This is a genomic window from Colwellia sp. SU-HH01217 (genome assembly GCF_057543495.1).
In genome coordinates, this window is the sequence record NZ_BAAJLX010000023.1 from 22,613 (window position 1) to 31,556 (window position 8,944).

An 8,944-nucleotide genomic window follows, 5' to 3' on the forward strand; every position below is an offset into this window, starting at 1 on the left:
ATATTAATGAACGCCCCACTAAGGAGCTAAAAATTGTTTGCTAAAATGTGAAGCGAATTGGAACCGAGCAAGCAATTAGCAATCCCTTGCTTAATGGGCTTATTAGGCGTTTTTGCACAGGTATTTCTCTTGCATTTGCCGCACTGATAACTTAGCCATTTTTTCGAGAACATCAAGCTTTATATCAGCCAACTTATTAATATACAAACACGATTTACCCAGTTTGTACTTACCTAAGTCATTGAGTAAATCGTCATATTGAGCAAAACCTGGCATTATATATACCACTAAATTTTGCTTTCTAGGAGAAAATGCAATTACTGAAGATTCACCTTCACGTCCGCTCTCATATTTATAGTGATATTTTCCAAAGCCAATTATACTGCCAGTCAAATAAGGTTGGTATCCAGAGGCTTTTTCTAAAATAGGCAGCAACGCAATTGCGTCCAATTTTCTGGTTTCGTTGTCAATACATGATATAAATTTATGGATCTCATCCATTTAACTGATCCTTAATTGTTGAAATGCTAATCCCACCTTAAATTTTTGATCGCTACAGCTTTTTCTTAAGCCTTTTTTCTATTTGCCTTTTTTCCCAATCAGCCCCGAAAAAATTGGTAATTTCAAAAACACTAAGTCCGTGAGAAATAACACCAATTCCCCAACCGATAGCTATCCACCACGCCCAAATATAATTAGGGCTTGTTATTAAGTTTAAAACAAAAAAAGCCCCGACAACGATCCCATAATTAATAAGATGTGAATAGAAATCCTTTATGTCTTTTACATATTCAATTATTTCAATTTCTTTGTCTGAAAGCTTTGTTTGGGTATCCATAACCGTCTCCTGTTGTAAGTCTTTAATATTAACTTCAAAAACAGCAGCTAAAGATTTCAATGATTCCAATCCAGCAGTTTTGCCTCTTTCAATACGTTGAATAGTTCTGACACTCAACCCACTAAATTGAGCAAGTTGCTCCTGAGACCAGCCTTTTTGTATTCTTAATTTTCGAACAATCATTTATATATCCTTTGCTGTAATTCGAAACTGATTATCAACTATATATCCTTGGTTTGGCTACGACACCTACATGACAAAAGCATGACACCTCTTAAATATCAATAGGTTATAAATAGGAAAACACAAATTGCCTTCTCAGGGTAAATAACAGTTGGTTAAAATAAGCGATGCAGGAACAAAAACCAACTACTTCATTATCCTTTTAAATAGCTTATTTTTTATAAAATATTATATTGCATATAGGTACTCATGAGATTTTAAATTACGCAATATCCTAATCCAAGGCGAACAAAGCGGTGTTGCTGAATATAGCCAAATAACTTGGGGACTTATCCAGCGAAATGCTCACCTAAAAGTAATAAATAATACGTTTCATTTATTAGTTGATGATCCTGAGCTAGGGATTAATTGTGATTACATTAGACAAGGTTACAATAAATATCCTCAAGGTAGCCATATAATTTATTACAAAGAATATAATGCCAAATTAACGGGCTAAAAATGCTTGATTAAAATGTGCAGCAAAATGGAACCAATAGCCCTCGTTATTCGAGATAACCTGTTTTTCGATAAGTAGCTGCAACCCATTAAAATTTAAATTTCATTACGAAACATACCTTTCATCTCGATCTAACTCCCAGCCATTTGCCATTTCAAACGAATAAAAAAAGCCCCGTAAACGGAGCTTTATTTATTTGAATATTTGCAGGATTAGTCTATTAAATCCAGAACTTCAAGCCTTTCTTTTGCTAGAATATATCTTGCGCGAACATCATCAATTTGCTCTTGAGTTAATTGCTTACCAAGGGTACGTAGCCCTCCTGAAGCATCATTATGGTGAATTCCAAACGCATATTTAATATATTCCATAAGCAGCGGCTGAGCATCAAGGTATGATATAGAATTCATCGCCTGAGATATTTTGTTTGCCTCAGTCCAATCTCCTTTATTCACATACTCCTGCATAGTAACACTAGCTTTTGGGAATACACAACCAACGCCTGTAATGCCACCGCATGCTCCTGCAAGCCCAGCATGTACAGTTACAGTATCAACACCAGCTAAAATTTTTAACTCTTTATTCTCTAACATCAAGGTTTCAATAACTGAAACATCTGTAGTTGATATTTTAAGCGCCGTTACTTCAGGCAAAGCAGCAAGTCTTTTAAGAATATCGGTTGAAAGCGCATGGTAGCCCGCTGCATCAGGGTTGTTATAAGGCATAATTGTTACGCCTGCCTCTTTTGCAGCTGCTGCCGAAAGTGCGTAGTACGCATACATTTCTTCATCAGAAGGAGCTTCCTTAGTTTTTGGTGGCATCACCATAACTGTATCGACTCCAACCGTCGCTAACTCTTTAACGATTTTGGCAAGCTCTTCTTTCGTTTCTGCTGCAGCGCCACTGATCAATGGAACATTGTATTCTTTAGCAACATAAGAAAGGGCTTTAAGTAAAGAAAGACGTTGTTCAGAGCTTAGGTAGCTATTTTCACCTAGCGTACCAGAACCGACTAGTCCACCCATTCGGCTTCCGCCTTTTCCTTGAACTTTTAAAATATCTGCAGCGTATTTTTGTGTTGCATCAAGATCAATTTCAAGAGCACCGGACTCTGTCTCTTTAAGCCATGTAAACACGGCCGGCATAACCGTATATCGCCAATCTGTACTAGTTGTTTCCATCATTTATCCTGTTGTTTAAAAATCACATTAAATAAAGCATAACATGAATCGTATATAATATACAATATTACAAATGTGTTGGATAAATTATATCAGTTAAATAACATTCAGCAAAGATAGAGGCTTATTCGCTTATGTCCTTAACGGCTTAAGTTAGCGTAGAACAAGTTAGGTTGGTTGTTTTATACGGCCACGATAGGTAACCGGCAAATTAAATTGGCAACCTTAGAGCTATCGTTTTTTAGTGCCACTAACAATATACATAAAATCTCTACATGGTTGATTTTTAAAATTAATAAATGGCATACCTTCAAACATTTCGATAGTTTGAACTGCTGCATTATTTACACGGAACAATCCAATACTTAGAATCACATGCGTAGGTTTGCTGTTCTACCTTTGGGTTTATCTTCTGATAGTAAAATTTAAATGGAGTGAGAGATCAGCCCGCTGTTTTTAATTCTCTTAGCCATTTTTCCTGTGAATAAAAATAGCCTAAAAATTGTATGACTCCCCAAGTCAATTCAGGTACAAACATTACCCATAATATACTGGTAACATCATGTATTAAAAGATAATAAAGCATATTAAAAGAAAACAAAAATCTAGCAAAACTATCGTACAGCCCTAGTATAGGCTCTGCCTTATAAATTCTTATCGCTGACCATATTAAAACAACACTTCCCATCAAATTAACAAAAAATAAGTGCAACGGTTGAAAACGTGGGATTGAACCAGAAAACCCATATTGGGTATGTATATCTGAAAATAAGCCGATATTCCAAACGACTAACACCGGAAATGCAAACGTCATTACCACATCATAAATGGCACTATATCTAACTTTTTTACGGTAAGTCGATGTTTCATTATATCCTCTCTACTGATTAAATTATCTATACTAGCAGAGTATAAACGTTACCCTATAGGACAGAGTCAACATTACATTTGGATGTTTCAAGTTTTTTTTGTAACTGTAACAACTTATTATCTATGAGGTTTAGCTTATTTATTTCGGACTTTATTTGATCTCGTTTCACGTTTATGGCATTAAGAATTACTGATGCTGGCAATCCTTTCTCTATATTAACCCCGACCATTTCAGATTTAATTTCCGACAATTTGAAACCAAAATCTTGTGCCATTTTTATCTGTAGAACTGTCTCTACATACGTTTTATCGTATACCCTATACTTCCTTTCCTCAATGGCTCAGGCATTAACCCAATGGACTCGTAAAACCTAATGGTTTTAGGTGTTGTTCCTGTCAGTGAAGCAAACTCACCTATATACATTATGTAACCTCGTTCCTCGCCTCAAAAAGAGGCAAATAATCATTAGTTAAAATAAGTGTGAAGAGAAAAATTAACTATAAATCCGACATTAGTGCCTTGTTATAAGTAAGTTTACTCTGAAACTTCACGGGTGCTTGCGAAAATATAAATAGACATCACAGCAAAAAAAGAAATTCCCGTAATAGAGGCTCTTTTGAAGTCAATTATTTCAACTGAATTAAAGTACTGAAATAATAACGAACCGGCAAAAGCACCTATACCCACCATTAAACAATTAACTATTTTAGTTTTCATAAACGCACAGCCTTGTAGTAACGCCGAAATAATGTGAAATATCAGTCGGTTAAAACAAGCAATTTAGAAAAAAAAACCAACAGTTATTTGTCCTTACTTTATTCGCTTGTTTAGGTGACTTACTTTGGAGCCTTTTTGGAAAAAAACAATTCCTCAAAAAAATCTATCCAAGAGTCAGTATTTGCTCTTTCATTTTTATCTTTTCTCAACGACTCTTTTTGACGCTGACATTCTGAGAAAACATTTTTCACTGAACCTGTTAGAGGTTCACTGTTTTTACCGTAAGCAATTTTTCGGCATTCATCTGTATCTTTAGATTCGTCACCTAGGTTTGCACATGAAGATAGTAGTGATAACGCCCCAATGACAAAAATAATTTTCATGAAACTAACTCCAAATTCAATTTCAACGAAGCTCACCTTACGCCTTGCTAAGTGACTGATAACAGTTGGCTAAAGTGCGCGAAGAACTAACTGCAGCCAACTGTTATTTTTCCGTTTAAGCAACTTGTAGTGTTTATTGCACTAAACTGTTATCGCCTTTTTAAAAAGCCAAATACACCTTTTGGCAAAGTTGATTCTAACTTTGACCATACATCATATTTATCTCCCACTCGTATTGAGATGGAAATATTATATGCACCAAAAAAACAACATAAACAACCAAACATTGCTATACGATAAATACCTATATCCATTAGCGAAGTAACAACCCATACCCCTGCCAAAAGAAAACCAACAATAAGGAAAAATATCTCTGTCTTTTTAAATTCATTACGACTAGCACTAAACCAACCACTACCTAAATAAAACCGTAGCCAAAGTGGGTAATCCTTGTACTCTTTAACCATTTTATCCATTGAATATAACTCCTGCTCAAGTTCGTCTACATTAATTTCGAATGCAGCAGCAAGAGAACGTAAAGAAGCATAACTAATTCTATGTCCACTCTCTACGCGTTGAATTGTACGAAGACTTAAACTACTTAACTCTGCAAGATTTTCCTGAGATAGGTGTTTTATTTGCCTAAGATTTTTTATAAACATACAAACCTCTTGTTGCCCGGACAAATAATATTTGTTTAAGCATTAAGTCGGTGACGTAAATTTACCGCCTTTATGCCGCCAATAGATAAAAACCACTTAAAATGACAAGTTTAGTCGAAATACACGACAATTTATAAAATACATAACGCTCAATTAATGAGCTAAAAATAGTGAGCTAAACTAAGCGGAGCGATAGCCCACTGTTTTTTTAGCTCTGTTAAATTGCTTGTTATGTTTTTAATACATCATTAACCTTTACCCTGAAAAAGTTAATGATGTATTAAAACAAAATATTGGTTCTAGATCTATGTAAGGCTCGGGAGCCCAACAAGTAGTTCTAAACTTTTCATAAACATCTCTAAACGGAGATACTATTAATTCACTTTCATCCATCATTATTTTAGAAAAATCATCGGATTTGATAACAATATAGATGTATTCAAATTCATCATCTTTTTCATAAAATACGGAATCCCAAAAGTATCCTTTTTGCTCCATTTCGCTTTTTGGAAATTCGATATTTTCGCGCATATAAGTGATCAAAGTATCTAAATAATTTCGAGAATTGGGATTCAACTTGATTTTTAGCAGTTTAGATTGCACTTATACCTCGCGAAAAAAAGAACGCCGTTTTAAACGGCAAATTGCAGCTGGCTCAAATAAGTGAAGCACGAACAAAAAGCCAACTGTAATTTATTCGATTTTAAAACCCTTGTTATATTTTTATTCAATCAAGTACTGTACTTTACTCAATTTAGTACCATAATGATTTAAGAAACAACTATACGACTTAGAACCACCATAAGCCCCGTAGCTATTTTTAGCATTTAACTCTAAAACAAGGACTTGTCTGCCCCCACTATTATCTGTTACCCATGTTTTTTTTGAACCTTCAACCCGAATAGACTCAGGATCTTGGAATTTATATTTTGTTTTTAGGTGCTCTATACACTCAAGAGTACTATCACTTTGGCTTGCACTCCCTCCAGAGGAAACATAGATATCAATTTTGTTATACTGATCATCACAAGGAGTTTGGCTGAAAGTACTTACACCATCAACGGTACATTGATAGACCGAGTTGGCAAAAGATATAGTGGGAATAAATAGTATTAGTATTAATGTATATATTTTTCTCATGATTGTTCCAAAAAATTAATTGACAACTGTAAGCTTAAAACACATAGCGCTGCTAATAAGCGGCTAAAAATTGAGGACTAAAATGGAGTGAAGCGAACAGTCCGCTGTTTTTAGTTCTGTTAATTTGCTTGTTAAATGTAAATTACACCGACGTTTCAATACTTGAACTTGAAACCACATCATTTTTTAACATTAAAACAATAAGATAAACTATATTTAGTGGGGGTGTGATACATAATAAAACACCAATTAATGTCGCTATTTTCGGGGATGTTGTTTTACGCTTACCTAAGTAATAACTTAAGGCTCCAACGATAAGCATAGAAAAGAGAATTATTTCTCCAAGAAGTGTTAAATTGATATTCATGCGCATAAATCCTTTTATTACATATAACGCCCGCATAAAGGGCTATAAATTGTTTGCTAAAAATAATAGGCTAAAATGGAGCGAAGCGAACAGCCCGCTGTTTTTTAGCCCTTGTTTAATTACTTGTTAGGAATATTATCCACCACGCGTAGTTCTATAACCTGTTGAGTAAATAACGTCATCTCCAATGCATTGATTATTTTTAATGGCGCTTATTTCTGAGCAATGCCCATCCCCAGCTTCTAAACAAAACTGAAATTGAGTATTTGTTTTAATAGGCGCTTGAATAATGTTTTTAGGTAAAGCAGACCATTTCCATTTTTTAACGTTAAGCTTTGCTTGTTTAGCAAAATGCTTGCTAGTTGAGGAAACTATTTTGATATCTTTGATTTCGTTATCCGGAGTAATAACATACTCCACAGAAGCACAACCTTCTTTTCCTGCTCTCGCATCTTCGATAGGATATAGAGGAGGAAAACGCTCTAAATTTTCCCATTTTTTTGAAAGCAGCTCAGCTTCAGTTAATTGTAAATCTTGATATTGTTCCGTAGGTGTCGTTTTACAACCAACTAAAACAAGTATCCCTACTACTCCTAAAACATATCGATTCATACTAAACTCCTTTTGTATTCCTAGCGCCTCGTTAAGAGGTAAACAATATATTGGCTAAAATAAGCGACGAAGAAGCAAAAGCCAACTGTTTTTTTTGTTCTTTTAAACGACTTATAGGCATACTTTTCACTAAACTATGCCTTTTTATTTAATAAGTAAATTACTAGTTTTTTATACTCATCCATGTTTTTTATTTTATCTGTAACAGGTTTGTATTTACCATTGATGATTAATGTTGGCACGCTTGAAAAGCCTTGCTTACGTAAAGCACTGGTTTTCTTTTCCATTTTCTTAGCCTGCATATTTACACTAAAACTATTAAAAACTTTATCAAAATCGTCACCATCTACCTCATTAATTAAAAAGAGGTTTTTAATATCCTTGTCATTATCAAATTTAGCTTTATTGATATGTATATAATTAAAGATGGCTGGAATTACTTTTTCTTTTACTTTTAAAACATCAGCGGTTATCAAGGCTTTCGTTAATGATTTTTCTATTTTTATATCTCTGCCTGGCATACCGTCAACATGGTTTTTTTTAAACGCAGCATTGGCAGGTAGGGCTAACTTTAATTCATGCATAAAAGATTCTTGCTTAAAGCATGCTGGACAATAAAACGAAAAAAACTCTGTAACCTCTTTATTCTTAGTTGAGTTTCCTTCGACTTCTACATAGTAATCACCTTCAGTAAACTCTACAGCTTGACATGCAGAACTAAAAGATAAAAAAACAAACATTGATAATAAAATTTTACGATACATCTGCAATCCTTATATGTATGCCCAAATAACGGGCAAAAAATAGTTGGTTAAAATTAGCGACGAAGGAGCAAAACCAACTGTTCATTGTCCTTGTTTAACAGCTTATGTGCTAAAACTGGTAACCTACTTGAAAGAACCCACCGTAGTTATCTTCAAAGTCTGCATTAGTAGCATGAATTGAAACACCAAAAGTTGTACCTGACTTATTTATACCATTCATAAAATAGGTATAACTTACACCGGCGCCATAAATATTACTGTCATGAGCGTAATACTCCACACCCTCTGTAGTTGAAGTGTAGCTAGCGTAAGACTCATTACCAACAATGCTTACATAAACACCAAAACCATGTTTATTAGAGTTAGCACCAAATAAATCTGTTTTTATCCAACCAGCACCAAATCCACATGTAGCTCCATTATTGGAACTATATTCAACACAACCTGCGGATATGTATTTTAAATCATTTTCAGATACAAATGACAAATTGGTTCCAATACCACCATACATAGCACCTAAACCTAGACCAAAAGAATAATCCTTCGTTTGGGTGTTATCTTCTGCGAAGCAATTAAGAGAGATTAGTGATAGAATTAAAGCTAATTTTTTCAAGGTATGTCCTTATATTTTGATAATAGCAGCAAATGCCAAACTAACATTTGCACATAACGCCCAAATAACGGGCTAAAAATAGTGGGCTAAAATGGAGCGAAGCGAACAAGCCAG

15 protein-coding genes are annotated in these 8,944 nt (G+C 34.5%); 1 reads left to right on the plus strand and 14 read right to left on the minus strand.

Going from position 1 to position 8,944, the window contains the following annotated elements; genetic code table 11:
- Positions 1–102 precede the first annotated feature (102 nt).
- Both AC27G3_RS17690 and AC27G3_RS17695 read right to left on the minus strand, forming a co-directional pair.
- Positions 103–501 (minus strand): DUF1801 domain-containing protein, encoded by a 399-nt coding sequence (locus AC27G3_RS17690; protein WP_487123880.1) that lies wholly within the window; start codon positions 499–501, stop codon positions 103–105.
- 52 nt (positions 502–553) lie between these two features.
- Positions 554–1,021 carry a 2TM domain-containing protein gene (locus tag AC27G3_RS17695; RefSeq protein WP_487123882.1) on the minus strand — a complete coding sequence of 156 codons (468 nt, stop codon included), beginning with the start codon at positions 1,019–1,021 and terminating at the stop codon, positions 554–556.
- Between the two features lie 316 nt (positions 1,022–1,337).
- Between AC27G3_RS17695 and AC27G3_RS17700 the strand changes: the two genes are divergently transcribed.
- Positions 1,338–1,520 (plus strand): hypothetical protein, encoded by a 183-nt coding sequence (locus AC27G3_RS17700; RefSeq protein WP_487123910.1) that lies wholly within the window; start codon positions 1,338–1,340, stop codon positions 1,518–1,520.
- 212 nt (positions 1,521–1,732) lie between these two features.
- On the opposite strand, the gene AC27G3_RS17705 is transcribed toward AC27G3_RS17700, so the two are convergent.
- The 12 genes from AC27G3_RS17705 to AC27G3_RS17760 form a co-directional block, all read right to left on the minus strand.
- On the minus strand, positions 1,733–2,701 hold the full coding sequence (locus AC27G3_RS17705) for a dihydrodipicolinate synthase family protein (protein ID WP_487123884.1): 969 nt from the start codon (positions 2,699–2,701) through the stop codon (positions 1,733–1,735).
- A gap of 442 nt (positions 2,702–3,143) precedes the next feature.
- A complete protein-coding gene (locus AC27G3_RS17710; protein WP_487123886.1) occupies positions 3,144–3,515 on the minus strand; it encodes a hypothetical protein in 372 nt (123 codons plus the stop codon).
- A gap of 351 nt (positions 3,516–3,866) precedes the next feature.
- Positions 3,867–3,995, minus strand: coding sequence for a MerR family DNA-binding transcriptional regulator (locus AC27G3_RS17715; protein WP_487123888.1), 129 nt, complete (start codon positions 3,993–3,995; stop codon positions 3,867–3,869).
- A 111-nt stretch (positions 3,996–4,106) separates the two neighbouring features.
- A complete protein-coding gene (locus AC27G3_RS17720; RefSeq protein ID WP_487123890.1) occupies positions 4,107–4,289 on the minus strand; it encodes a hypothetical protein in 183 nt (60 codons plus the stop codon).
- Positions 4,290–4,408: 119 nt separating this feature from the next.
- The gene (locus AC27G3_RS17725; protein WP_487123892.1) at positions 4,409–4,672 is read right to left on the minus strand and encodes a hypothetical protein; all 264 of its coding nucleotides are present in this window, start codon (positions 4,670–4,672) and stop codon (positions 4,409–4,411) included.
- Positions 4,673–4,821: 149 nt separating this feature from the next.
- Positions 4,822–5,334, minus strand: coding sequence for a helix-turn-helix domain-containing protein (locus AC27G3_RS17730; RefSeq protein ID WP_487123894.1), 513 nt, complete (start codon positions 5,332–5,334; stop codon positions 4,822–4,824).
- Between the two features lie 255 nt (positions 5,335–5,589).
- Complete coding sequence (locus AC27G3_RS17735; RefSeq protein ID WP_487123896.1) at positions 5,590–5,937, minus strand: DUF6176 family protein; 348 nt, start codon at positions 5,935–5,937, stop codon at positions 5,590–5,592.
- A gap of 120 nt (positions 5,938–6,057) precedes the next feature.
- Entirely contained in the window at positions 6,058–6,474 is a 417-nt protein-coding gene (locus tag AC27G3_RS17740) for a hypothetical protein (protein WP_487123898.1), read from the minus strand.
- Between the two features lie 142 nt (positions 6,475–6,616).
- A complete protein-coding gene (locus AC27G3_RS17745; protein ID WP_487123900.1) occupies positions 6,617–6,841 on the minus strand; it encodes a hypothetical protein in 225 nt (74 codons plus the stop codon).
- A gap of 135 nt (positions 6,842–6,976) precedes the next feature.
- Positions 6,977–7,453, minus strand: coding sequence for an energy transducer TonB (locus tag AC27G3_RS17750; RefSeq protein WP_487123902.1), 477 nt, complete (start codon positions 7,451–7,453; stop codon positions 6,977–6,979).
- A 134-nt stretch (positions 7,454–7,587) separates the two neighbouring features.
- Complete coding sequence (locus AC27G3_RS17755) at positions 7,588–8,217, minus strand: thiol:disulfide interchange protein DsbA/DsbL (protein WP_487123904.1); 630 nt, start codon at positions 8,215–8,217, stop codon at positions 7,588–7,590.
- Between the two features lie 109 nt (positions 8,218–8,326).
- Positions 8,327–8,830, minus strand: coding sequence for a hypothetical protein (locus AC27G3_RS17760; protein WP_487123906.1), 504 nt, complete (start codon positions 8,828–8,830; stop codon positions 8,327–8,329).
- Between the last annotated feature and the right edge of the window lie 114 nt (positions 8,831–8,944).